The 23436-nt window shown below is 62.0% G+C and carries 22 protein-coding genes; 10 read left to right on the top strand and 12 right to left on the bottom strand.

Annotation, left to right across the window (positions count from 1 at the left end; all coding sequences use genetic code 11):
- Positions 1 to 3: 3 nt before the first annotated feature.
- The 5 genes from KIT02_RS05655 (at position 4) to KIT02_RS05635 (ending at position 4893) form a co-directional block, all read left to right on the top strand.
- Positions 4 to 327 (top strand): DUF2849 domain-containing protein, encoded by a 324-nt coding sequence (locus KIT02_RS05655; RefSeq protein ID WP_297583338.1) that lies wholly within the window; start codon positions 4 to 6, stop codon positions 325 to 327.
- Positions 314 to 1972, top strand: a complete 1659-nt coding sequence (locus tag KIT02_RS05650; RefSeq protein WP_297583335.1) for a nitrite/sulfite reductase — start codon at positions 314 to 316, stop codon at positions 1970 to 1972. Before KIT02_RS05655 ends, KIT02_RS05650 begins: the two co-directional genes overlap by 14 nt.
- Positions 1959 to 3233 carry a phosphoadenylyl-sulfate reductase gene (locus KIT02_RS05645; protein WP_297583332.1) on the top strand — a complete coding sequence of 425 codons (1275 nt, stop codon included), beginning with the start codon at positions 1959 to 1961 and terminating at the stop codon, positions 3231 to 3233. The genes KIT02_RS05650 and KIT02_RS05645 overlap by 14 nt, the downstream gene beginning before the upstream one ends.
- Positions 3234 to 3380: 147 nt before the next feature.
- Positions 3381 to 4406 carry an NAD(P)/FAD-dependent oxidoreductase gene (locus KIT02_RS05640; protein WP_297583329.1) on the top strand — a complete coding sequence of 342 codons (1026 nt, stop codon included), beginning with the start codon at positions 3381 to 3383 and terminating at the stop codon, positions 4404 to 4406.
- A gap of 166 nt (positions 4407 to 4572) precedes the next feature.
- Complete coding sequence (locus KIT02_RS05635) at positions 4573 to 4893, top strand: 2Fe-2S iron-sulfur cluster-binding protein (protein WP_297583326.1); 321 nt, start codon at positions 4573 to 4575, stop codon at positions 4891 to 4893.
- A gap of 122 nt (positions 4894 to 5015) precedes the next feature.
- Here KIT02_RS05635 and KIT02_RS05630 read toward each other — a convergent pair whose 3' ends face one another.
- The 4 genes from KIT02_RS05630 to KIT02_RS05615 form a co-directional block, all read right to left on the bottom strand.
- Positions 5016 to 6026, bottom strand: coding sequence for a TIGR01620 family protein (locus tag KIT02_RS05630; protein WP_297583324.1), 1011 nt, complete (start codon positions 6024 to 6026; stop codon positions 5016 to 5018).
- Entirely contained in the window at positions 6023 to 7474 is a 1452-nt protein-coding gene (locus tag KIT02_RS05625; protein WP_297583320.1) for a YcjX family protein, read from the bottom strand. Before KIT02_RS05625 ends, KIT02_RS05630 begins: the two co-directional genes overlap by 4 nt.
- A 123-nt stretch (positions 7475 to 7597) precedes the next feature.
- Complete coding sequence (gene metA, locus KIT02_RS05620) at positions 7598 to 8509, bottom strand: homoserine O-succinyltransferase (RefSeq protein WP_297583318.1); 912 nt, start codon at positions 8507 to 8509, stop codon at positions 7598 to 7600.
- Between the two features lie 68 nt (positions 8510 to 8577).
- On the bottom strand, positions 8578 to 9444 hold the full coding sequence (locus KIT02_RS05615) for an ATPase (protein WP_297583316.1): 867 nt from the start codon (positions 9442 to 9444) through the stop codon (positions 8578 to 8580).
- Positions 9445 to 9727: 283 nt separating this feature from the next.
- Here KIT02_RS05615 and KIT02_RS05610 point away from each other — a divergent pair, with 283 nt between their 5' ends.
- The 3 genes from KIT02_RS05610 (at position 9728) to KIT02_RS05600 (ending at position 15369) form a co-directional block, all read left to right on the top strand.
- Complete coding sequence (locus tag KIT02_RS05610; RefSeq protein WP_297583314.1) at positions 9728 to 11494, top strand: flagellar hook-basal body complex protein; 1767 nt, start codon at positions 9728 to 9730, stop codon at positions 11492 to 11494.
- 63 nt (positions 11495 to 11557) lie between these two features.
- On the top strand, positions 11558 to 13396 hold the full coding sequence (gene flgK, locus KIT02_RS05605; protein ID WP_297583313.1) for a flagellar hook-associated protein FlgK: 1839 nt from the start codon (positions 11558 to 11560) through the stop codon (positions 13394 to 13396).
- A 14-nt stretch (positions 13397 to 13410) separates the two neighbouring features.
- The gene (locus KIT02_RS05600) at positions 13411 to 15369 is read left to right on the top strand and encodes a hypothetical protein (RefSeq protein WP_297583311.1); all 1959 of its coding nucleotides are present in this window, start codon (positions 13411 to 13413) and stop codon (positions 15367 to 15369) included.
- Between the two features lie 73 nt (positions 15370 to 15442).
- Here the strand turns inward: KIT02_RS05600 and flaF are convergent, their stop codons facing one another.
- The 8 genes from flaF to KIT02_RS05560 all read right to left on the bottom strand — a co-directional run bounded on the left by flaF (position 15443) and on the right by KIT02_RS05560 (position 22152).
- Positions 15443 to 15817 (bottom strand): flagellar biosynthesis regulator FlaF, encoded by a 375-nt coding sequence (flaF, locus tag KIT02_RS05595; protein ID WP_297583309.1) that lies wholly within the window; start codon positions 15815 to 15817, stop codon positions 15443 to 15445.
- Positions 15768 to 16193, bottom strand: coding sequence for a flagellar biosynthesis repressor FlbT (gene flbT / locus KIT02_RS05590; protein ID WP_297583307.1), 426 nt, complete (start codon positions 16191 to 16193; stop codon positions 15768 to 15770). The genes flaF and flbT overlap by 50 nt, the downstream gene beginning before the upstream one ends.
- Positions 16194 to 16307: 114 nt before the next feature.
- Positions 16308 to 17915, bottom strand: coding sequence for a flagellin (locus KIT02_RS05585; RefSeq protein WP_297583305.1), 1608 nt, complete (start codon positions 17913 to 17915; stop codon positions 16308 to 16310).
- A gap of 185 nt (positions 17916 to 18100) precedes the next feature.
- Complete coding sequence (locus tag KIT02_RS05580) at positions 18101 to 19573, bottom strand: flagellin (RefSeq protein ID WP_297583303.1); 1473 nt, start codon at positions 19571 to 19573, stop codon at positions 18101 to 18103.
- A 212-nt stretch (positions 19574 to 19785) separates the two neighbouring features.
- On the bottom strand, positions 19786 to 20139 hold the full coding sequence (locus tag KIT02_RS05575) for a hypothetical protein (RefSeq protein ID WP_297583301.1): 354 nt from the start codon (positions 20137 to 20139) through the stop codon (positions 19786 to 19788).
- A 98-nt stretch (positions 20140 to 20237) separates the two neighbouring features.
- Positions 20238 to 20705, bottom strand: a complete 468-nt coding sequence (locus KIT02_RS05570) for a hypothetical protein (protein ID WP_297583298.1) — start codon at positions 20703 to 20705, stop codon at positions 20238 to 20240.
- Positions 20702 to 21028 carry a rod-binding protein gene (locus tag KIT02_RS05565; protein WP_297583296.1) on the bottom strand — a complete coding sequence of 109 codons (327 nt, stop codon included), beginning with the start codon at positions 21026 to 21028 and terminating at the stop codon, positions 20702 to 20704. Before KIT02_RS05565 ends, KIT02_RS05570 begins: the two co-directional genes overlap by 4 nt.
- Positions 21028 to 22152, bottom strand: a complete 1125-nt coding sequence (locus KIT02_RS05560; RefSeq protein WP_297583294.1) for a flagellar basal body P-ring protein FlgI — start codon at positions 22150 to 22152, stop codon at positions 21028 to 21030. Before KIT02_RS05560 ends, KIT02_RS05565 begins: the two co-directional genes overlap by 1 nt.
- A 246-nt stretch (positions 22153 to 22398) precedes the next feature.
- On the opposite strand from KIT02_RS05560, the gene KIT02_RS05555 reads away from it, so the two are divergent.
- The gene (locus KIT02_RS05555; protein WP_297583291.1) at positions 22399 to 22815 is read left to right on the top strand and encodes a flagellar assembly protein FliX; all 417 of its coding nucleotides are present in this window, start codon (positions 22399 to 22401) and stop codon (positions 22813 to 22815) included.
- Positions 22816 to 22988: 173 nt separating this feature from the next.
- A complete protein-coding gene (dksA, locus tag KIT02_RS05550) occupies positions 22989 to 23405 on the top strand; it encodes an RNA polymerase-binding protein DksA (protein ID WP_297583289.1) in 417 nt (138 codons plus the stop codon).
- Positions 23406 to 23436: the final 31 nt, after the last annotated feature.

Genomic DNA, 23436 nt, shown 5'->3' with positions numbered 1-23436 from the left:
ACGATGGAAATTCTCACCGGAAACGAGTTGACCTCGGGCGCGACCGTGTATCTGGACGGCGCAGGCAACTGGATCGAGGACCTCCAGGCTGCGCGCCTGTTTTCCAAGGAAGAGACTTCCGAGCGCGATGGCGCGCTTGCGGCAACCAAGGCCAATGGCCGGGTCATCAGCCTTGAAATCGAAGAAGTATCGCAGGAAGACGGGCGCATCGTGCCCAAGCGCCTGCGGGAACGCATCAGGGCGGCGGGCCCCACCGCTCCCCTAACTCTCAATGGGCAGGCGTTTGATCGCCAGCACTTAGGTGACGACGGGCATGTATCGATATGACGAATTCGACGCCGCTTTCGTAGCGGGTCGCACGGCACAGTTTGCAGACCAGGTGAAGCGCCGGCTCAGCGGCGAGCTTTCCGAGGACCAGTTCCGGCCGCTCCGGCTGATGAACGGGCTCTACCTGCAGTTGCACGCCTATATGCTGCGCATTGCGGTGCCCTACGGAACTCTCAGCTCGCGCCAGATGCGCAAGCTGGCCCATATCGCGCGCACCTATGACCGCGGCTATGGCCACTTCACCACGCGGCAGAATATCCAGTTCAACTGGCCAAAGCTCAAGGATATTCCGGTGATCCTGGAGGAACTGGCCAGCGTCGAGATGCACGCCATTCAGACCTCGGGCAATTGCATCCGCAATGTCACGACCGACCAGTTTGCCGGCGCTGCCGCCGACGAGATCATCGACCCGCGTCCGGTGGCCGAGATCATCCGGCAGTGGTCGAGCCTGCACCCCGAATTTTCCTACCTCCCGCGCAAGTTCAAGATTGCCATCACCGGCTCACCCAATGACCGCGCCGCCATCCGGTTCCACGATATCGGTCTGCAGGCGGCAGTGAATGCGGCAGGCGAGATCGGTTGGGAAGTCTGGGTCGGTGGTGGCCTCGGCCGCACGCCGATGATCGCCAAGCTGATCAATGCCTTCGTGCCCAACGAGCATCTGCTCGCCTATCTCGAATCCATCATGCGCGTTTACAACCGCTATGGCCGCCGGGACAACAAGTACAAGGCACGCATCAAGATCCTGGTGCACGAAGAAGGCCTGGAGAGCATCAAAGGCCAGGTCGAGGCCGAATTTGCCGAAGTGCGCGGAGGCGTGTTGACCCTGCCGCAGGAAGAACTCGACCGCATTACCACCTATTTCGCACCGCCCGAGTTTGCCGACCGGTCCGGCGACAGTGTTGACGTCGCCTATCAGTCGATCATCGACCCTGCCTATGGCCGCTGGCTCGACAACAACCTGCATCCGCACCGGGTGTCCGGTTACGCATCGGTTACCGTTTCGCTCAAGCCTGTCGGCGGGGCGCCGGGGGATGCCACCGATAGCCAGATCGATGTTGTGGCCGACCTGGCCGAGAAATATTCCTATGATGAGCTGCGCGTCACGCATGAGCAGAACCTGGTTCTGCCGCATGTTGCGATCGCCGATCTGCGGGCCGTTTATGACATGCTGGTTGCCAATGGCCTGGCCGAAGGCAACAGCAATCTGATTACCGACATGATCTGCTGCCCTGGCCTGGACTTCTGTGCCCTGGCCAATGCCCGCTCGATCCCCATCGCCCAGGAAATCTCCAAGACTTTTGCCGAACCCAAGCGGCAGAAGGAAATCGGCGATCTCAAGATCAAGATTTCCGGCTGCATCAACGCCTGCGGACATCACCATGTCGGCCATATCGGCATTCTGGGCGTCGAGAAGAAGGGTGGTGAACTCTATCAGATCACCCTGGGCGGTGACGCGACAGAGCAGGCTTCGGTCGGCAAGATCATCGGCCCTGGTTTCGAGGCCGATGCCGTTCCCGGCGCCATCGAAAAGCTGGTCGATTTCTACATTGCCCAGCGCCAAAGCGCGGACGAGAGCTTCCTTGCGGCCTATCGGCGGCTTGGCGAGGCGCCGTTCAAGGAGGCCCTTTATGGCAATGCCTAAACTCGCTCCTGTCCCCGTCGCAAACGACAAGTTGCGCGCCCTCGGCATTCTGGCGCTCAATGGCATGTTCGACGAGATGGATGCGCTTGGTGTGCTGCGCTACGCGGTCAGCGACGTCCTGCCGGGTGATCTGGCCATCGTTTCATCGTTCGGGGCGGACTCGGCCGTTCTGCTGCACATGGTGGCACAGGTGGACCCGTCCATGCCGGTCTATTTCCTGGAAACGGGCAAGCACTTTCCCGAGACGCTGGCCTATGTCGAGATGCTGAAAAAGCAGTTCGGCCTGCTCAATGTCCATGCGATCCATCCCGATCCGAACGACGTCAAACGTTTCGACCCCAATGGCGATCTCTGGGAAACCGATCCTGATTCCTGCTGCCATATCCGCAAGACCGAGCCATTGGAGCCCATTACCGAGCAGTATGGCGGCTGGGTGACGGGGCGGAAGCGCTACCAGACCAAGGAACGCGGGGTTCTTCCGCATTTCGAGCTGACGAGCGACGATCGCATCAAGGTCAATCCGCTGGCCTATTTCTCCGATGCCGATGTCATCGAATACCGCCAGAAGCACGACTTGCCCGAGCATCCGCTCTATGCCAAAGGCTACAAGTCCATTGGCTGCGCGCCTTGCACCTCGATCGTTGCCGAGGGCGAGGATCCGCGCGCCGGACGGTGGCGCGGCCTCAACAAGAAGGAATGCGGCATCCATTACGACTTCAGTGGAGCGATCGCCAATCCGATGAAAGCTGCAAACCGCCACACCCTCTGGAAGGACGGTGCCTTCATTGCCGACCCCTTCAAGGAATGGGAAGAGGGCGCCAATCCTTCCGAAGCGCGCTATGTGCATGTGCCGCTGCCGGTGTTTCTGGCCAATCGCGCTGAATTCCTGGCCAATCCGCACCCCATTGGGTTGCTGGTGTCGCCCGGCGAGAAGATCGAGGACGTCGCGGACGATCTGTCGCGCTTTGCCTCCATCGCTGTCCGCTTCCCCGGTTTTTCCGACGGCCGCGGATATTCGACCGCCCGGCTATTGGTCGAGCGGTTCAAATATGGAAGTGAAATCAGGGCTGTAGGCGACGTTTTGCAGGATCAGATTCCGCATATGCGCCGGTGTGGGTTCAATGCACTTGTCGTCACCCACGAGCCGAGCCGTCAGGCTCTGATCGAAAATCGACTGCCGGAAGTGGCGGTGTTCTATCAACCCGTCGGTGTCACCGAGATACCGCTGGGCACGCGCCCCTTCCTTCGTCGCGTCTCCTGATATAAGTGGACTATACGAGTCCAAATTAACCCACAGGGCAATTCCCGCGAAAGCGGGAACTCCCGTTACCTGAAACAGAAGTTCCCGCTTTCGCGGGCATGACGCCGGGAAGAATGGCATGTCCCGGCGAGACGGAATTGAAACAAGATGAGCACTGAGATCACCACCGACGTCGTCGTCATTGGCGCTGGCCCCTGCGGGCTGTTTGCTGCCTTCGAACTCGGGCTGCTCGACATCAAATGTCATTTCATCGACATCCTGGACCGGGCTGGCGGCCAGTGCGCCGAGCTTTACCCGGAAAAGCCGATCTACGACATTCCCGGCTTCCCGGTGGTCACCGGCCAGCAGCTGACTGACAACCTGATGGCCCAGATCGCGCCGTTCTCGCCGGAATTTCACTTCAGCCGCATGGTCAACTCGATCGAGAAGCTCGAGGACGGCTCCTTCAAGCTGCAGACCGACGCGGATGAGACCTTTTTCACCAAGGTCGTGGTCATCGCTGCCGGCGGTGGGTCCTTCCAGCCAAAGCGTCCGCCGGTCGCCGATATCGAGCAGTTCGAAAACAAGTCCGTCTTCTATGCCGTGCGCCGCATCGAGGACTTCCGCGGGCAGGATGTGGTGATTGTCGGTGGCGGTGACTCGGCCCTCGACTGGACCCTCAACCTGGCACCCATCGTGCGCACGCTGACGCTCGTGCACCGCCGTGACGCCTTCAAGGCGGCGCCGGCTTCGGTCAACAAGATGAAGGAACTGGTGGCCGAGGGTAAGGTCAACTTCCAGCTCGGCCAGATCGCCAAGCTCGACGGCGAGAATGGTCAGATCAACCATGTGCACCTAACCACCGATGCTGGTGACCTGTCGATCCCGGCAACGCGCCTGCTACCGTTCTTCGGCCTGACCATGAAGCTGGGTCCGGTGGCTGACTGGGGCCTTGAGCTCAACGACAACACCATTGTCGTCGACACCGAAAAGTTCGAGACCTCTGTGCCGGGCATCTTCGCCATCGGCGATATCAATTATTATCCCGGCAAGCTCAAGCTGATCCTCTCCGGCTTCCACGAAGCCGCCCTGATGGCTCAGGCGGCCAAGTCCATCGTCTCGCCCGGCGAGCGCGTGGTGTTCCAGTACACCACCAGCTCGACGAAGCTGCAGAAGAAGCTGGGCGTGGCGTAGGCCAGCAGTAGACCTCACCCTGAGCTTGTCGAAGGGTGGGGCGTGGCACGATGGCGTGCCCGACCTCGTGGTTCGACAAGCTCACCATGAGGTCTTCTGGACCATGTGCGCCCTTGCAGCGCCATCGCAATGCCGCTATCCCCATCGCGCTGTTGAGGAGCGCCGCATGAAGATCATTGTTACCGACCAGGCAGGCGAGGTTCACGAGCTCGAAGGGCTCGAGGGCTGGCGCGTCATGGAAGTCATTCGCGACTGGGACCTGAATATCAAGGCAGAGTGTGGCGGCGCGCTGAGCTGCGCCACCTGCCATTGCTATGTCGACGCGGATTGGCTCGACGCGGTGGGTGCCCCGAGCGATGAAGAAGAAGACATGCTCGACAGCGTCGGAGACGTGAAATCGAATTCACGCCTGTCCTGCCAGATCCTCTGTTCCGATGCGCTTGACGGGTTGAAGCTGACATTGGCGCCCAGCGCGGCAAAGGACTGATCCGCCAAAGCCCCCGATAGACGCCCGGCTGCCCTCGGGCCTGACCCGAGGGCCATTGGCAGCGGGGTGCGAGACAAAAGTGGTCCTCGGATCAGGTCCGAGGACAACGCGGTGGTGGTGCGTTATGCCGGCTTCCCCGCGTCCTGAGTCACCTTGACCAGTTCCGGAATGAAATCCCGCACCATGGGCTGTGCCTGCGTTTCGAAGGGCAGGGGGCGGACCACGCGCATTGCAGCAATGCCGACCCTCACCGTCATGAGCCCGTTCACCACGCCCTCGCCGAGCCGGGCCGATAGCTTTGCGGCCAGCCCCTGGCCGATGAGCTGCTCCACGACGCCATCGGTCAGGACAAGGCCGCCGGTCACGGCCAGATGCGCCAGCACCGAACCCGTCAGCCGCCAAAAGCCGAACAGGCCCGGACGGGCACCGTAGAGCGCCGCGATCGCTCCGGCCAGGCGAATGCTCTCATAGATGACGAAGGCGATGTCGATGAGGGCGCGGGGCGACACGGCCGTCACCAGGGCCACGCGACGGGCCGAGGCGGCAGTCAGGGCCTTGGCGCGGGCATCGAGTGGCGCCATCAGGCTGCGCTCGGCAAGGGTGATGACCTCGTGACCGTCAAAGAGGTCGGGCAGGTGGCTGTTGAGCGTATCGCGGGCGCGGGCCAGGTCGGCGCGTCCGCCATAGACGCCGTTGAGGTGATCGACGACGGCACCGGCCAGCTTGCGATCATTCGCGGCTACCGCGCGGGCTGCATCGGCTCTCAAGGCATCGAGGACGCGGAGTCGCCGTAGTGACAGGAATTCGCGCAGCACCAGGACCAGGACTGCCACGAGGAATGCCCCAAGCACGCCCAGCCCGATCCAGCCCAGATAGGGATTGCTGGCGAAGAGGTCGCGGATCAGCCGTTCGGCAGCAAGACCAAGACCCGCAGAAACGAGGATGCCTCCGGTTGTCCAGGCGAGCCTGCCAATCCAGCTCATGCGGCGCGGGGGCGGCGTTACCAGTTCCGGGTCCGGTTCGAAGGCCGTTTCGACGATTTCCGCCCGGTCGGGGGTGAAGGCGCGCGGCGCGCGGGTGACCGCATTGTCAGCGTCTGCCGGGCGGATCGTATGGGCGACGGGGCGCTTCATGCCATCCAGTCTCCGATGAGAAAGTCGAGAGCCCGGTCGAGCCTGATATGGGGCAGGACCGGGTCGCCAGCAGCATTGCGCTCCAGCTTTCGGGGCGGGGTGAAGCGCAGGAAATTGAGCGCCACCGGATTCCCGTCCTCGAACAATGAGTCAGGACGGTCCGGCAAGTCCCCAGGAAACAAGGCAATTTCGGTTTTGCCATCATAGGCGGTGCCATCCAGTACTTCGCCCTTGAGCGGCGTACCTACCAGGGTGGGCAGGGTTTCAGTGCCTTCCCGGATCGTGCCTTCGCTCGTGGCGCGGATGCCGGCCATGGCAATGGACCGGGTCTCGGCGCCTGCAAAGCGGGCCCGCTTGCTGGCATTGGCGACGAGGCGATTCAAGATCGCCTCCAGCCGGTCGTGGCTGGTGTGGTGCACGTGGTCGGCCTTGGTCGCGGCAAAGAGGATACGGTCGATGCGGCGGCTGAACGGCCGGAGCAGGGGGTTGGCCTCGCCCTGCCGGAAGCAGGCGAGAACCGCCGTCAGGGCCGTTTCGAGATCGCTGACCGCCGCGGGCCCGGTGTTGAGGGCGCGCAGGGTATCAACCAGCACCACCTGCCGGTCCAGCCGGGCGAAGTGATCGCGGAAGAAGGGGCGCACCACCTGCGCCTTGTAGGCCTCGTAGCGGTGCTCCAGCATGGCGTAGAGCGTATCGCCGCGCATGGTGCCGGCCGGGCGCGGCAGGGGCGCGAAGGTGAGGGCGGGTGAGCCCTCAAGGTCGCCGGGCAGCAGGAACCGGCCGGGCGGCAGGGTCGATAGCGCCCCGTCCTCGCGCGAGCGCCTGAGATAGCCGGTAAATGCCGCCGCCAGACGTTCCGCATCGGCGTCATTGGCCTGTTTGCCGACATCGGTGCTGTCGAGTTCGCCGATAAAATCCCCCGCCTCCTCGGCGTGGCCGGGCTGGCGCGCGCGATTAAGGGCTTCGGCACTCCATTCGGCGAAGGAGAGGCCGAGCAACGGCAGGTCAAGCAGCCATTCTCCTGGGTAGTCGACAATGTCGAGATTGAGCGTCGCCGGCCCCGTCATTCCGGCCCACCAGCTTGCCGATTGGTATTTCAGCACGATGCGCAGCTGCGAAATGCGCCGCGTGCTTTCCGGCCATGTCGGCGGATTGGCCGTCAGCGCCGCAAGATGCTGCTCATAGGCGAAGCGTGGGATGGTCGCATCGGGATATTCAGCCAGCCTGGCGGCGATGAACCGGCCTTCCGCCAGCGGTGAAAATCCCGGCAGGCGGTCCTGGGTCAACAGGTTATGGACCAGCGCCGTGATGAAGATGGTCTTGCCGGCCCGGCTGAGGCCGGTGACACCGAGCCGAAGCGTCGGCGTAAAGACGCCGGTCGCGCTGTCAGCAAGGTTGGAGAGGGCAATGCCCAGTTCGTCGGTGATGGTGGTCGGCGGCTGTGGCAAGGCAAGTTCCCTGATGTCCCCTGCAAGGTAGGGAGTGAGGGGGCATTTGCAAAGGGGCGCCTAGCCATTCCATAGCGCCGTGGTTCACCCCCGGGACCGCGCCCGGAGGTGACCTGACTTGGCCTACTGGCCGATCTCGTCCAGCCGGTAGGGGGTCGTCTGGTAGATCTCGTTGATCCAGTTCTGGAACAGCAGATGCGCGTGACTGCGCCAGCGATTTTCCGGGTCGGCGCTGGTATCGCCGTTGGGAAACAGATTTGCGGGCGGCGCAGTGTCCAGACCGGCGGCAACATCCCGCTCATATTCGTCGGCGAGGGAGCGATTGTCATATTCCAGGTGATTGAGGAAATAGACGGCGCGCCCGGCCTGATGCTCCAGCATGCACAGGCCCAGTTCCTCATTGTCGATGAGCACGTCGAGGTCGGCAGGGAGCGACGCGCGATCGATATCGTTATAGCGCGAGACCGGGATCATCGGGCTGTCGGACATGCCGCGCAGCCAGGGCGTGTGCGGATTGACGACCCGGTGCCGGAACACGCCAAAGGCCTTTTCGGCCATGCGATAGCGCCGCGCCTTGTGGAAATGGTGCAGGGCAGCCTGCGCGCCCCAGCAGATGAACATGGTGTGGTGCACATTGGTGCGCGTCCATTCCATGATCTCGAGCATTTCAGGCCAGTACCGGACCTCCTCGAACGGGATATTGGCGATGGGTGCGCCGGTGACGATAAAGCCGTCGAACCGGCGTTCCTTCACCTCTTCCCAGGTCTGGTAGAAGCTGTTGAGATACTCTTCGGACGTATGCTTGGACTGGTGTTCGGTGATGCGCACCAGGCTGAGATTGATCTGCAGCGGCGTGGCGCCGATGAGCCGCGCGAACTGGGTCTCGGTGCGCTCCTTGTTCGGCATCAGGTTCAACAGGCCAAATTCGAGCGGACGGATATCCTGACGCGCCGCGCGGCTGGAATCCATCACATAGACGCCCTCCGCTTCGAGGGTCTTGCGGGCGGGCAGGTCATCGGGAATTCGTATGGGCATGGCAGCCTCTTAGGTGGATGCGATGAGAAAGCGATTCAGGCCAGGCGCGTCCCCGGAAGGGAGACGCGCTAGCGCATTCGCTTCTCGATCGCTGCCGCGACCAGATCGACAAACTCGTCCCCGTCACGCACCGTCGCCAGGTCCGAAGCTTCCACGACATAGCCGAACTGGTCGGCAAGTGCCTGGTAGCGCGGCAGGCGATCGCGCAGCAGGGCTTCGAAACCCCAGGCGCCGAACCCGGCCGGATCGACGTCGTTGTCGTCCTGGATGCCGTGGATCAGCTTGAACTCCGCCCATTTCTCGATGAGAAATTCGGGGCGATAATACATGGGCTTGGGCGACTTGCGGAAGCGCTTGACCAGTTCAGTCGCGTCAGAGTCCGTGCCGCGGATGTAGAGCAGCAGCGTGTTCCTTGCCAGCACGGAAACCACCGGATCGTCCGCGTCGTTGGGGTCGATGACCTCGATCAGCGAGCCGCCGGTATCGGCAATGAAGTTGTCGTAGCCATAGAGGGCCTTGGCGCGATCGAAAAAGTACGGCACGTCCTGCAGGGCCGCGATTTCGGCAACGCGGTGCTGCTCCTGGCGCCGCTGATACTCGGCGAGCGGCAGCCCGCCGCGCGTCGGATCGCCGGGCGTGCCCAGATAGGTCGAGAGCGGGTCCAGATTGTCGAAGGTAATGTTCGACGAAATGTAGATCGAGTCCGAGCGCAACAGTTGCGCCAGGAAGGACACCTTCATCGCTTCGCGCTTGAAATTGTCGACGATGAACTCGCCCATATAGCGCGTGCCGATGCGGTAGTCGGCGGAGTAGTGAAACCAGTGATTGGCGCGCAGCATGTTGCTGAGCCGGGTCTTGCCGACGCCGGCCATGCCGAACACCGTCACAGCACGGCGGGGGGCTTTGACGAATTCATCGACGCTCGAAAACAGCATATAGGCCCGATCGGCTCGCGCCGCCCCATTTCAGTGTCAGACCCGCTCCGGCCGTCGCGTGCGGCAGGTCGGTTGAAGGTCTCGATTTAATGCACTTGCCTGCGCCAGACAAGCGACCGGCAAAATCTGCCGCTCGCTCGGACTCAATTGCCGCCTTGTCGCCTCAATTGGCCGGGTGAAATCGAAAATAACCAATGAAATCAATGCCTAACTGTGTTGGCACTGCACTTGCATCGTCAATCCCGAACGCGCCCTGAGGCGCAATGGGATTACGGAGTGACAGATGGGCATTTATGGGGCTCTTTCCAGTGCGGTGACTGGCCTGCGGGCACAGGCACACTCGCTTGAGAACATCTCGGGCAATATCGCCAACTCGCAGACGGTCGGCTACAAGCGCATGGAGACGAGCTTCATCGATCTCATTCCCGATGCGCCGCTGAAGTCGCAGGTGCCGGGCGCCGTCCTGGCCCAGTCGCGGGCAACCAATAACCTGCAGGGCGATATCCAGACCTCGGCAAACGAGACCTATATCGCGCTCAACAGCACCGGCTTCTTCGTGGTTGAGCCGAAGGTCGGCCAGTCCGACGGCAATTCGGTTTTCGCTGGTTCGAACTACTTCACCCGCCGCGGCGACTTCGAAATCGACAAGGATGGTCTGCTGGTCAACGGCGCCGGCTATTATCTCAAGGGCCTGCCGATCGATCCGGGCACGGGCAATATTTCCGGCTCCGTGCCGGAAGTGATCAAGCTGTCCAACGCTTTCCTGCCTGCCAATGCGACCACCACGATCAACTACCAGGCTAACCTGCCTCAGTTGCCCAAGACCGCTGCCTACAATTCGACGGTCTATAACAGCGAGTTGCTCAAGATCGACGACTTTGTCGGCGGTTCGACCACCGCCAGCGTCACCGGCGGCGATGTGCTCGTCGGTACCAACCCGGCGCTGGCCCCTGCGGGTCCGCTGACCGCCGGCACCAGCATGACCATCGAGGTCAATGGGGCACCGGTCGTGTTCGACTTCTACAATGGCGGCACCTATAGCGGCTCCGGCGTCGGCATCGATCTGTCCGGTGGCAAGGTCCTGGATGACGTGCTTGCTGAAATGCAGACCGGCCTGCGCAACTTCGGCGGTGGCGCTGCGGCGTCGGCGACTGTCGGCCTCAACGGCGCCGGCAATCTCGAGATCACCCTGGGCAGCGATTACTACGGCACGTTCGAGGTGTCGGGCGCGGCCGGCGTTGATATGGGCATTGCCACCGGAACTGCATCCTCCGAGCCGACCCGGCCGGATCTGACGACCATTTCCGCCGACAAGGCCGACGCCTTCGTGGCCAATTCCGTCTCGGGCGGCGCCATCACGGTTTACGCCAGCAACGGTGCGCCGGTGAACGTGCAGATGCGCTGGGCCAAGGTCGACAGTGCCGCCGCCGGTGGCACGGATATGTGGCAGATGTTCTATCTGTCCGACAGCGCCGCCACGGGCGGTGCTCCGGCCTGGACCAATATCGGCCAGGACTATGAGTTCGGCAGCAATGGCTCGCTCGTTCCGCCGGGCGTCCCCACGGCCACGATCAACAATCTCACCGTCAACGGCGTGCTGATCGGCGATGTCGAGCTCAAGCACGAGACGAACGGCGTGTCCCAGTTCGCCGACGTCAATGGCACTGTGACGGTGTCGACGCTCAACCAGACCGGCTATGGCGCCGGCGAGTTCCTGTCGGTGGCCATCACCGATAGCGGCCGGGTTGTCGCCACCTACTCAAATGGCGAGCGCATCGAAATGGCCCAGGTGGTGACCGCGCAGTTCAACGGCATCAACTCGCTCAAGCGCCTGGACGGCGGCGTCTATCAGACCACCTCGGAATCGGGTGAGCCGATCTTCGATCTGTCCGGGTCGGGCATTATCGGCGGTGCGCTGGAGTCTTCCAACACCGACATCTCCGACGAGTTCACCAAGCTGATCATCACCCAGCAGGCCTATTCGGCAGGCACCCGCATTGTCTCGACCGCCGACGAGATGCTGCAGGAAGCCCTGAACATGGTCCGCTAGGTCCAACATGAGTAACAGCCCGGGGCCATGGCCCCGGGTGGTTTCCGCTAGAGGGTTCTCCCAATGGGTCTGATTTCGTCACTGTCGTCTGCGGTTTCGGGTCTGCGCGTCAATCAGGACTCGATCTCGATCCTGAGCCGCAATATCGCCAATTCGGGGACACCGGGCTATCACCGTCAGTCGCTGAACATTGTCGACCACAATTCGCTCAACAGCACTTATGCGCGGTCGGCGGGCGTCAATCGGGCCTTCAACCAGAGCCTTCAGACCTACTATAACCGCCAGGTGTCAGACGCTTCGGCGTCCAATGTCACGGCGAACTATCTCAACAAGTTGCAGGGTTTTCTTGGCAAGCCGGGCGAGGCGGGTTCGCTGGACACCATGTTCGGCACTTTCAAGAACTCGCTGCAGGCTCTCTCCACAAGCCCGGACGACTATCCCACGCGCGCCAATGTCGTAGCCGAAGCGCAGGCCATGGCGCAGCGTCTCAACGAATTGTCCGGAGTCGTCCAAGATTTGCGGCAGGAAACTGAAACCCGCATCGGCAACAATGTGACGGAAGTCAATGCCATGCTGATCTCGCTCAACGAGGTCAACAACCGCATGCTTGACCTGGGCATGACCGAGACGTCGCGGGCCTCCCTGCATGATCAGCGCGATCGGCTGGTGGCTTCAATCGCAGAAATCATCGACGTACAGGCCAATTATCGTCCGGATGGCACTGTGGCCCTGATGACCCGCTCAGGCGTGGGCCTCCTGGACAATGGATACAGCACGTTCAAGTTCACGACCGCAGGTTCGCTCTCGGCAACATCGCAGACCAGCGTCAACAGCTCGGAAAGCCGGGTCGGCACCCTGACCCTGACGACGCCGTCCGGCCTCACCATCGACCTGGTGCAGCAGGGTGTACTGCAGGGCGGCGAACTGGCTGGCCTGGTCAATCTGCGCGACAAGGTCCTGGTTGAAACGCAGAACCAGCTTGATGAGATCGCGGCGGGGCTTGCGGCGATATTCTCGACGGTGACGACACCGGGCACCGAGGCTTCGGGCGCTGGCGGGGCAACCGGCCTCCTGGCCGATGTGAGCCAGCTCAAGCCCGGCAACGACATGTTGCTCACCTATACCCAGAATGGCGCCGAGCAGCGCGTGCGGATCGTCAACAGCACCAATGGCGAAGATTATGTCGATGCCAGTGGTCAGCGGGTGATCTCGGTCGATATGTCCGACACCACGGCGGCGGCCGCAGTTCTGCAGGCCAAGCTGCCTGGGTTGCAGATTACCAGCCCGTCGGCCGGTCAGTTGCAGGTCCTCGATGATGGCACCGGCGGCACGCGCGACGTAACCGGCCTCACGACGCGCAGCACCACGGCAGGCACGCAGAACGGCGAACTGGCGATGGCCCTGTTCGTTGATCAGGGCAATTCGGCCTTTACCGACAATCTCGACACCGATCCGCCGCAGATCGTAGGATTTGCGTCCCGCATTTCCATCAATCCGGCGGTGGTGGCCGACAACCGCCTCCTGGTGCAGTTCGACATCGGCGAGTCGCTGGGCAATGCAGCCCGGCCCGACTACATTCTCAGCCAGTTGAGCGCGATGAACTTCGTCTCCGGCGGTTCTCCGGCCAGCAATACCGGCCGTCACCAGCTCAATGGCACGGTCGAGCAACTTATCGGCCAGGTGCTGAACTTCCAGGGCACGTCCATCAATGCCGCGCTGACGGCCTTCGACAATCGCAAGCTGACGCTGGACACCATCACCACCCAGATGGAGTCCGAATATGGGGTCAACCTGGACGAGGAAATGGCCCGGCTGACCGAATTGCAGAGTGCCTATGCCGCCAATGCCCGAGTGGTTTCCGTCGTCAAGGAACTGCTCGATACACTGTTCGCATCGACCTGAGGGAGCCGTTCGCCATGATCGTCAACAAGTCGATGTTCCCCCTGCAGACCGGATTTTCGGTCATCTCCAACATGCAGGACAAATTTGCCCAGCTGCAGATGCAGTTGGGTACCGGCATGAAGGCCCAGACCCTGTCGGAGCTGGGCCGGGACCTGCCGGTATCGCTTTCGGTGCGGTCGCGCCTCAACACCATCGCTGGCTACACGTCCAATATCGATCAGGTGTCGCTGCGCCTCAGCTTCTACGACAATTTTCTCACCCGGATGGACAAGGTCGAGGGCGAGGCGCGCAATTCCGCGGTTCAGGGCCAGTACGGCTCGGGCAATATCAACATGGCGACCATTCCCGGCCTCTCGAAGGCTCGGTTCGACGAAATGGTCACCATGCTCAATGGCGATATTGCGGGCCGCTATCTCTTTGGTGGGTCGGTGACAGACAAGGCGCCGTTGCCGACCAGCACCGAATTGCTAAACGGGGCAGGCGGGCGCGCCGGCTATCAGACCGTCGTGACCGAGCGCAAGGCGGCCGATGCCGGCACCAGCGGGCAGGGGCGTATCCAGACCAGCATCGATCCCCTCGCGCCCGAGACTGTGAGCATTGCCGAAGACGGCGTGCATCCCTTTGGGTTCAAGCTGTCGACCCTGGCGTCAACCAGTGGCGCCGTCACCGTCACCCAGCCGAGTGCCGGAACCGCGCCGCTTGGCGATGAGGCGAGTGTTTCCTTTGCCGCTGCCCCCAACCAGATTGCCGCCGGCCAGACGGTAACCCTTGGCTTCACCCTGCCGGACGGGACCGAAACCCAGATCGTGCTGACCGCCATCGACGCGGCGGATGCGCCGGCCAGCAGCGGCCAGTTCGTGGTTGGAGCAGACGCAGACGAAACGGCCACCAACTTCCAGACGGCGCTCAATGGCCGGCTCGTCGAGGTGGGCAAGAGCGAACTGGCTGCTGCGTCGACCTTTGCGGCCTCGCAGAACTTCTTCAATGCTGCCGGTGAGCCTGTGCTGCGTGTGAGCGGGGATCCCGCCACTGCCACCTCCCTGCGCATTGCCACGGCCACCGACACTGTCATGTGGTATTCCGGTCAGACGGCTTCCGTCTCCGCCACGGGCCTGGGTCGCACCACCATCGGCGGCACGGGCGACGTTGTGACGCTGTCCGAAAATGTCCCTGTCTCGGCCAGTCACGGCTTTCAGATTTCGGGAGCAGCGACGACGGTATCGGGTTCCGGTACCAGCGCACAGGCCACCTATACCGGTGGCGATCCGGCCAATATGTCCGTGCAGTTCGATGGCACGGAGGCAGCCGGCGACAGCATCACCCTGACATTGACCGAGCCGGGCGGCCGGGTGCGCGAAGTCACCCTGACGGCGGTGACGGGCAAGGCTGGTCCGGGCCAGTTTACCATCGGCGCCGATGCCGACGCCACCGCTGCCAATTTCAGCAAGGCGCTGGAGCGGTCCATGACCGAGGCTTCTACCGCGGCCGAGGGCAATCCCCGCCAGAGCGTCACCTCCGCCGTCGAAGACTCCGGCCGCATCAACTATGGCATGCAGGCCAATGAGAGCGGCTACCTGCGGATGATCCGCACCTTTGCCGCGATGACCGTAGAGTCCTACCCGGAGGTCACCAGCGCCAGTGACCCCAATTCGGTGGACCTGAACCCCGCCAAGCAGCGCTTCGACGCCATGGCGCGCCGCCAGCAGCTTCAGCTGTCGGAGACCCACAATGTCGAGCGTGGCTCCATTGAGGTCGTCACCATGGAACTCGGTGTCGCCCGTGCCGCTCTGGAAGCCGCAACGGACCGCCACACCAGCTACAAGGCCCAGCTCGACAATTTGCTCAGCGACGTGGAAACGGTGAGCAAGGAAGATGTGGCCATGGAAATCCTGGCCCTGCAGACACGCCTGACCGCCAGCTACCAGGTGACCTCGATGGTCAGCCAGCTCAGCCTGGTGAACTTCCTGCGATAGACGGGCGGCACCATAGCCAAAAGAAAAAGCCCCGCGCGAAGCGGGGCTTTTCATATGCGTCGATGCTTTTGGCTCACATGCCGCGGAGGCCGGCCGCGATCTGCCGATTCAACTGCACCAGCACACCGATCTGCTCGGGCCGGGGGGCGGGCGTGTAGAGAATGTCGCGGGTCTGGTTCATCACGAACATGCCCAGATTGGCAATGTTCTGGCGGATTTCGCGGGGCAGGGGGCTATCGTCCTGGGTGACCGCGGACATGAAAATAGTCCAGAGCTTCCGGTTGAAGGTGAGCGCCGAGCGGAGCTCCTCCATGGTGGAGGTATCCCACTCGTCCTTGACACGCTGCAGCCCGGCGGCCGCCTTCATCAACAATGCCGATTCACGTTCGCGGGGAGTTTCAACGACCTTGGTCGTCTGATGATACGCCTGAGCGCCGTGCTGATGCATGATTGAGCAGGTCCTGTTCGTACTCGACTAGCCTCTGGGCAGCCTTCAGTGCTTTGTATAGGGACCCGGTTAATATCTCGTTATTGATTTGGTCGACAATTGGTAGAGAACTGGGCACGGCTGCCACAAATTCTCTGGACATGTCCGTATAGGCCCGCTCGGCCTTAGACGAATCTTCCTCGATATACATCAACTGAATTGCCAGATAGATGCGTTTGGCCGGGCTATTGGCCGTTTCCGAGGTCAGGATGTCCTTTTCCCGTAGAATTGGCGCCTTGCCATCAATGAAAAGCCGCGTGCGCTGGTCCGAATTGGTGATGATGCAATTGCCCACCAGCAGTTTCTCGCCGGGCTTCAATTCGACCTTGAGGGCCATTCCTGCGGTTCTCCGGACTCGTCCATACGCAACACATTGTCTATCGCGCCGCAGCGCCGAAAACAATTAAGGCGGGCCCTTGGCCCGCCTCGTGATCGGTATGTGGTAACCGAATTACCGCAGAAGCTGCAGGATCGACTGATCGGCCTGGCTGGCCAGCGACAGCGAGTTCTGCGACAGCTGCTGCCGGGTCTGCAGGGCCAGCAGGTTTGCGGCCTCGGTGTTCATGTCGGCCAGGGTCAGGTTACCGGCGCCGGTTTCCAGGGTGTTGATCATGGCCTCGGTAAAGGCCTTGCGGTTCTGGACGATGGAGAGGTTCGAACCGAAGGTCGATGCCTGCGAGCGCACTTCGTCGAGACCGGACTTCAGGTCGGCGAGAAGTGAGTCGATGCTGACGTCGCTATCGAGCTGGGATTCCTCGAGATAGGTCGGCACGCCCAGGTTGACCGCGTTGATGGTTTCGCCGTCTTCGGTCTGGATGTCGATCGCGGAGGTACCGGTCTCGTTGAAGGTGATCGTCAGCTTGTCGCCGCGCAGCAGGTTGATGCCGTTGAAGGAGGCGTCATCGGCGAGCTTGTCGAGCTGATCGCGGAGCTCGTTGAACTGGCTGGCGAGGCCGGCGCGAACCGAATTGCCCAGCACGGAACTGTTGCCGGTTGCAGTGCCGTCGACGGCGCCGCCTGCGGTGATGCCATCGACCGTCAGATCCTGGGTGGACTGGTTTTCGATGCGCAGCTTGCCATTGTCGTTGGAGGCACGAACCTTGCCGTAAAAGTCGCCGGTCTTCAGGTTGATTTCCGAAACGAGCTCGTCGACGGTCTTGGCCGTATAGGCGTTGGTCGTTGTCTGGGTCGGCGTGACACCGCTGAAGCCGAAATCGGCAAAGGCCAGCGCCGTACCACCGGCGCCGTTGGACATCGAGCCGTCCGAGATGACGACGCCTGCATCGCCATAGGGCTCGACGGACGGGCCGGTGAAGGTCAAGGCGTTGGAGGCGCTGAGACCGACCGTGACGTCCATGTCGGCGGCGGCAAAGGCATCATTCATCGCCTGGACCAGTTCGGCCCGGGTGACAGCAGCGCCATTGGCAACATCCAGCGTCACAGCAGTGCCGCCGACATCGACGGTGATCTGGTCGGCGCCGGCAGAGCCGCGGATTTCTACGGCAACAGCCGCGCCGCCATTGACCTCGATGTCGAAGTCGATGCCGTCGGCGGCCTCGTCCATGTCGAAGGTTGCAGCCGTGGCCCCCAGGGTGGTGGTTGCGGTGGCGCCCTTGATCAGGCCGACGTCTGCGGTGTCCGTACCGAACGCACCACCGGTCAGGCTCAGAACCTTGGCATCGGCGCTTGCGTGATCGGTGAGGCCGGTGAGGACGTCAGCGGAATTCAACGTGTAAGAGGCGGTCTGGAAAGATTTGTCCTGGCGGGCCTGGCGCAGGGTCGACTGCATCGATTCCAGCGTCTTGGTCATTGCCGTCAGGCCGTTGTCAGCGGCTTCCAGGGTCTGGATACCGTTGGCCATCGAATCGATCAGCGCATTCAGGTCACCGGCGCGATTGGTGAGTCCCTTGGCGGTGAACCAGTTTGAAGGATTGTCGAGGGCGGAATTGACCTTGTTGCCGGTGGCGAGCCGATTCTGGGTCGTCGCCATCATGTCGGCAGTGCTTTTCAGAGAAAGAAGGTTGGACCGGACGGCCTTTGAGAGTGAAATTTCCGACATTTATGCATCCTTGCCTCAGGCCGATCGGGCCCCTTGGACAAAGTGTTAACCGGCTTTTCTTAAAGGGCCGTTAACCATGCTGATTGACGGGCTGTAAACCATGTTTTCCGGGCTATACGGGCGCCAAACGGAAAAGGGCGGGTCCGAAGACCCGCCCTTCTGATGCGTGCTGATGCTGTTCCGAATTAGCGGATGAGCTGCAGGATCGACTGGTCGGCCTGGCTGGCCAGGGACAGCGAGTTCTGCGACAGCGACTGACGGGTCTGCAGAGCCAGCAGGTTCGCAGCTTCCGTGTTCATGTCGGCCAGGGTCAGGTTGCCGGCACCGTCTTCCAGGGTGTTGATCATGGAGTCGGTGAAGGTCTGACGGTTCTGAACGATCGAGAGGTTCGAACCGAAGGTCGAAGCCTGCGAACGAACTTCGTTCAGGGCCGACTTCAGCTTGGACAGTTCGGCGTCGATGTTGTCGTCGCTGTCCAGGTCCGATTCTTCCAGAGTGGTCGAAACGCCCAGGTTCGCCGAGTTGATGGTCTCACCGTCCTTGGTCTGGATGTCGATCGAGGACGTACCAGTTTCGTTGAAGGTGATGGCCAGCTTGTCGCCGCGCAGCAGGTTGATACCGTTGAAGGAGGCATCGTCTGCAAGCTTGTCGAGCTGATCGCGCAGTTCGTTGAACTGGCTGGCCAGGCCGGCACGAACCGAGTTGCCGTCAATGGTGGAGACGCCGGAAGTCGAGCCGTCGATGATACCGGTCGAAGGCACGCCGTCGACGTTCAGTTCCTGAGTGGACTGGTTCTCGATGCGGAGCTTGCCATTGTCGTTCGAGGCGCGGATGAGGCCCTTGAGGTCGGCATTGGCATTGATCTCGGACACGAGCTGGTCAACGGTCTTGGCGACATATACGGCGTCCGGAACGGCCTGGGCAGCAACGCCGGCGAGATTGCCAGCACCGGTACCCGAAACAGAGATAGCCGTTTCGTTGTCGTCGGCGGTGAACACGAGCTGGCCGTCAGCGTTCAGGCTGGCGGTGACGCCCACGTCGGTATCGGCGTTGATCGCGGTGATCAGGTCGCCAACAGTGGCCGTGGCTGCAGTGGTTGCAGTGTAGGTCACGGTGTCGGCACCGTCGCCGATGATGACGGTTTCGCCGTCGGCAAAGCCCAGGCCATCGAGCGTGTCGGTGAGGGCAAGGCCGGTAGCGGTGGTTGCAGTCGTCGCGGCAGCTGCGGTGTTGGTCTGAGAGGTCAGGTTGATGCTGACCGGCGTGGCACCAACGGCACCGCCGCTGAAGGCGAGGGTCGAGGTATTGTCGAGGCCAGAAGCAGGAAGCGTGTAGGACGCGGTCTGGAAGGACTTGTCCTGACGAGCCTGACGCAGGGTCGACTGCATGGATTCCAGGGTCTTGGTCATGGCCGAGAGGCCATTGTCGGCGGCTTCAAGAGTCTTGACGCCGTTGGCCATGGAGTCGAGCAGGGCACCGAGGTCGCTTGCGCGGTTGGTGAGGCCCTTGGCAGTGAACCAGCTGGAGGGATTGTCCAGAGCCGAGTTCACCTTGTTGCCGGTGGCGAGGCGGTTCTGGGTGGAGGCCATCATGTCGGCCGTGCCCTTGAGGGACAGCAGGTTCGAGCGGACGGCTTTGGAGAGAGAGATATCGGCCATAATGGCATTTCCTTTTCTAGGATTACGCATACAACGACGCCTCTTCCTGAGGCACGGCGATCCTCATCCGCCAGGCTCTAAAGAAGTCTTAAGTGGGTGATGAAATTTTGGGCAAACTTGGCGGCAAGTTTTCGCGAACACAAAAAGAAAAACCCCGGATTTCCGGGGTTCTTTCTAAAGGGTCAATCTGAGCCGGCTTACCGCACGTTAACCTATGCGATGATGTCCTTGAGGCGCGCCTGCGACTCCGGCGGGATTTCACTCGAGCCAATCCTGCGGATCAGTTCTTCCATGCTCTGCGGAGTAGGGGGCAGGGCCCCGGCGATGACCGCCGCAGCGAATTTCGATGCGCCGCTCCGCAGGGGATCGGGCAGGGCCTCGTCGTCATTGCGCGCGTCATCCTCAGGCGATGACTGCTTCTGGCGATTGTCGGGCCGGGACGAGCCGGCCGCATGTTGCGTGCTGTCATGCATTATCGGGCGCTCGGACGCGGCCGGACGATAACGCTGTTCAGCCAGAAATGTACTGCCCGGCGAAACGGGCTCCAATGCGATAGCGGTGACCATGTGAATCCCCTGGATGCACCAATACAGGGGAATGCTATTCCGGCCCGGTTATCTCAAGGCTGACGGCAACCGAACGATTTTATTCAAATCCGTTCGGATTAGAGGGCCCGGTTGATGGCAATTCCCTTGGCACTTTCGCCCGGCGCGGCCGCGACTTTGCCTGCGGTGCCATAGGTCTTGGCGCGGTCCTGTTGGCCGACCATGCGCGCGACATCCGTCAACACATCCTCGGAGACCGATTTCGCCGTGGCCAGCACGCGCAGATTTTCCGCCATTTGCGTGGCGAGGCTTTCATGGCCTGCCCGCAATCTGGCCATGGCCTTCGGCGCCTCGGCAGACAGCCGATCGTGCTGCCGTTGGATGGCGCGGGCGAGCGTGACATAATCCTGGGCCAGACGGGTTTTCTCCGGCGTCAGCTGGGCGGCCTGGCGCAGGTGGCCGGCCCGCAGCAGCGTAGTTTCCTGGTTCATGGCGTCGACGAGTGCGGCCAGAGCGGCCTCGGCGCGTGCGCAGAGATCCTCTGCCGGAAGGGAGTCGATAGCGGCAATGCGGCTGGCGGCGGTCATTTTCTATAAGCTCCGTAGGGGGCGGCATTGAGAGATTGGGTGGTGTTGGCAGCCTCCTGAAGCGTCAGAAGGTCTCCCATGATCTGGTCGGCGATGCCCAGGCCGCCATTGCCGGCCATGGCGGTTGCAAGGTGTTCGGCCTGCATGCCGCGCCAGGTCTCCTCGCCAAAGCCGCCGCCGAAACTGGCCTGATCGGTCTTGATGGACGAGAACATTTCCTTGGTCAGCATGTTGAGGAACACGCCCTCGAGTTCCTCGGCCTGCTGGCGCAGGCGCTGAACCTGGTGTGTGGAGGCGGCGCCTGAAGGAGCGATCTGGGCCATCACATCACCTCGATTTCGGCCTGAAGCGCACCGGTCGCCTTGATCGCCTGCAGGATGGCGATGAGATCGCGCGGCGAAATACCCAGCGCATTGAGCCCGTCCACAAGCTGCTGCAGCGTCACCGACTCCTGGACCACCTGCAGGGCGGTGTCGGACTGGTTGACGTTGAGATTGGTGTTCGGCTCAACGGCGGTCTGGCCGAAGCTCAAGGGGTTGGGCTGCACCACTTCCGGGTTCTCGGCGATGGTGACCGTCAGGTTGGACTGGGCCACCGCGACGCTGGAGACCCGGACGTCCTTGCCCATGACGATGATCCCCGAATTCTCGTCGATCACGATCTTGGCGGCCTGGTCCGTCTGGACGATCAACTGCTCGATATCGGTGAGCAGGTCGACAATATTGCCGTTGAAATGGCGCGGCAGGTTGAGCCGGACGGTGGCCGGGTCTTCCGGCACGGCCGTTGGCACACCGATAAAGTCATTGATGGCCAGGGCGATGCGGCGCGACGTGGTCAGGTCCGGGTTGCGCAGCGCAAGGCGCAGGGAGGTCTGCGAGCCGAGATGAAACTCTATTTCCCGCTCGATCAGCGCTCCGGACGAGATGCGCCCGGTGGTCGGAACCCCGGAAATGACCGAGGCAGCATTGCCCTCGGCCTTGAAGCCATTGATCGAGACCGGTCCCTGCGCCAGCGCATAGACTTCGCCATCGGCGCCGAGAAGGGGCGTAACCAGCAGCGTGCCACCTTGCAGGCTGTCTGCGTCGCCCAGCGCAGCGACCGAGACATCCATGCGCGAGCCCTGGGTGCCGAAGGGTGGCAGGTTGGCCGTGACCATGACGGCGGCGACATTGGCCGTCCGCACGTTTTCGCCCTGGGTGTTGACGCCAAGGCGTTCCAGCATCGCCTGGAGCGACTGCTTGGTGAACGGCGAATTGTTGAGACTGTCACCGGTACCATTGAGGCCCACCACCAGGCCATAGCCGACCAGCTGGTTCTCGCGAATGCCTTCTACATCGACAATGTCCTTGATACGGGCCGGCGCTGCCTGCAGGGGCGGCAACGAGGACAGGGTCAGGACGGCGCCGATGGCGGCAGCTAGGCAGGATCGGAACAGGCGGTGTGGCATTCATTTCCCCGGCTGATGCCGAACCATCCCCATGGCGCGGCTTTCGGGTATAGCAATGCGAGAAGCGTGCCAGATCGCGTTATCCGGGATTAAGCTATTGATTCACAACGCTTTAAGGCTGTGACGAACCTGATATTAGCTGGGCAGGGCAGCGTGGTGTGCAAAACTTGCCGGGCAAATTAAAGACTTGTTAACCCGATGCGGCAGAATTTGCCGACATACCGGATTGGCAGGTGAGTCACTGTTTTGCGCATTGACGCGACCCATAGAAGTAACGGCGTCTCCGGCCGCAACGCGGCGGGGCGCAGCGGCGGGCCCGCTTTCGTGCCTGCCGACGGCCAGGATGTTGCGCGTCCCGGTGCCGCCGCCCCGGTTGCGCCCGCGGCCGAACTCGATGCCATTCTGGCCCTTCAATCCGTAGGAGATATCCGTGAGCGGCGCCGCAAGTCGGTGCGCCGCGGCCGGCAGCTTCTCGATGACCTGGAGAGCCTGAAAGCCGACTTGCTTGTCGGTGACGTGGGAACAGACCGATTGGACGCGATAGCCGCCCAGCTCGGGCAATTGCGGGATCGGGTCGAGCCCGGGCTCGACGCCCTCATGGATGACATAGAATTGCGCGTCCGGGTCGAACTGGCCAAGCGCGGCCGGTTCCCGCCTGTCTAGGGGCGCAATCCCCCGCTTTTTCGGCCCTGTCATCAAAGTGTGGCCGCCTCCGCGCTATGGGGGCGCCGTCTCACATCGCGCCAGTGTTAATCAGCGTTAAGAAGTGTGCTTGCGGGTGGATGGTGAGCCGCATATATAGGCCGCCAAGGGGCGTATTGGAGTTGAGTCTGCTCATGTCTTCGGTTGACGTTACGGACTATCGGCCCAGCGAGGACGAGACGTTCATGAACCCGCGGATGCGGGAATACTTCCGGAACAAACTTCTGGACTGGAAGGACGAGATTCTGCGTGAAAGCCGCATGACTCTCGAGAATCTGCAGGAAGAAAGCCAGAACCATCCGGACATGGCAGATCGTGCCAGTTCCGAAAGCGATCGTGCTCTGGAGCTGCGGACGCGTGACCGTCAGCGCAAGCTGATTGCCAAGATTGATTCGGCCATGAAGCGTATCGAAGATGGTTCTTATGGCTTCTGTGAGGAAACCGGCGATCCGATCGGGGTGGCTCGGCTCGATGCCCGGCCCACGGCGACGCTCAGCCTCGAAGCGCAGGAACTGCACGAGCGGCGCGAAAAGGTCTATCGCGACGAATAATGTGCCAAACGGCACAGAAAAGAAGGCCCGC

It is taken from the genome of Devosia sp., assembly GCF_025809055.1.
In the GTDB taxonomy this organism is placed as follows: domain Bacteria; phylum Pseudomonadota; class Alphaproteobacteria; order Rhizobiales; family Devosiaceae; genus Devosia.
The sequence above is the reverse complement of the archived record's forward strand: the minus strand, read 5'-3'. Positions and strand labels throughout refer to the sequence as shown.

Bases quoted from the DNA above. Each gene is read 5' to 3' on its own strand.
- KIT02_RS05565 (WP_297583296.1), bottom strand. From the start codon at position 21,028: ATGGCCCAGATCGCTCCTTCAGGCGCCGCCTCCACACACCAGGTTCAG.
- KIT02_RS05560 (WP_297583294.1), bottom strand. From the start codon at position 22,152: ATGCCACACCGCCTGTTCCGATCCTGCCTAGCTGCCGCCATCGGCGCC.
- flgK (WP_297583313.1), top strand. From the start codon at position 11,558: ATGGGTCTGATTTCGTCACTGTCGTCTGCGGTTTCGGGTCTGCGCGTC.
- KIT02_RS05655 (WP_297583338.1), top strand. From the start codon at position 4: ATGGAAATTCTCACCGGAAACGAGTTGACCTCGGGCGCGACCGTGTAT.
- KIT02_RS05585 (WP_297583305.1), bottom strand. From the start codon at position 17,915: ATGTCGGAAATTTCACTCTCAAAGGCCGTCCGGTCCAACCTTCTTTCT.
- KIT02_RS05645 (WP_297583332.1), top strand. From the start codon at position 1,959: ATGGCAATGCCTAAACTCGCTCCTGTCCCCGTCGCAAACGACAAGTTG.
- KIT02_RS05600 (WP_297583311.1), top strand. From the start codon at position 13,411: ATGATCGTCAACAAGTCGATGTTCCCCCTGCAGACCGGATTTTCGGTC.
- KIT02_RS05640 (WP_297583329.1), top strand. From the start codon at position 3,381: ATGAGCACTGAGATCACCACCGACGTCGTCGTCATTGGCGCTGGCCCC.
- flaF (WP_297583309.1), bottom strand. From the start codon at position 15,817: ATGCATCAGCACGGCGCTCAGGCGTATCATCAGACGACCAAGGTCGTT.
- KIT02_RS05635 (WP_297583326.1), top strand. From the start codon at position 4,573: ATGAAGATCATTGTTACCGACCAGGCAGGCGAGGTTCACGAGCTCGAA.
- KIT02_RS05580 (WP_297583303.1), bottom strand. From the start codon at position 19,573: ATGGCCGATATCTCTCTCTCCAAAGCCGTCCGCTCGAACCTGCTGTCC.
- KIT02_RS05630 (WP_297583324.1), bottom strand. From the start codon at position 6,026: ATGAAGCGCCCCGTCGCCCATACGATCCGCCCGGCAGACGCTGACAAT.
- KIT02_RS05610 (WP_297583314.1), top strand. From the start codon at position 9,728: ATGGGCATTTATGGGGCTCTTTCCAGTGCGGTGACTGGCCTGCGGGCA.
- KIT02_RS05615 (WP_297583316.1), bottom strand. From the start codon at position 9,444: ATGCTGTTTTCGAGCGTCGATGAATTCGTCAAAGCCCCCCGCCGTGCT.
- flbT (WP_297583307.1), bottom strand. From the start codon at position 16,193: ATGGCCCTCAAGGTCGAATTGAAGCCCGGCGAGAAACTGCTGGTGGGC.
- KIT02_RS05650 (WP_297583335.1), top strand. From the start codon at position 314: ATGTATCGATATGACGAATTCGACGCCGCTTTCGTAGCGGGTCGCACG.
- metA (WP_297583318.1), bottom strand. From the start codon at position 8,509: ATGCCCATACGAATTCCCGATGACCTGCCCGCCCGCAAGACCCTCGAA.
- KIT02_RS05570 (WP_297583298.1), bottom strand. From the start codon at position 20,705: ATGACCGCCGCCAGCCGCATTGCCGCTATCGACTCCCTTCCGGCAGAG.
- dksA (WP_297583289.1), top strand. From the start codon at position 22,989: ATGTCTTCGGTTGACGTTACGGACTATCGGCCCAGCGAGGACGAGACG.
- KIT02_RS05575 (WP_297583301.1), bottom strand. From the start codon at position 20,139: ATGGTCACCGCTATCGCATTGGAGCCCGTTTCGCCGGGCAGTACATTT.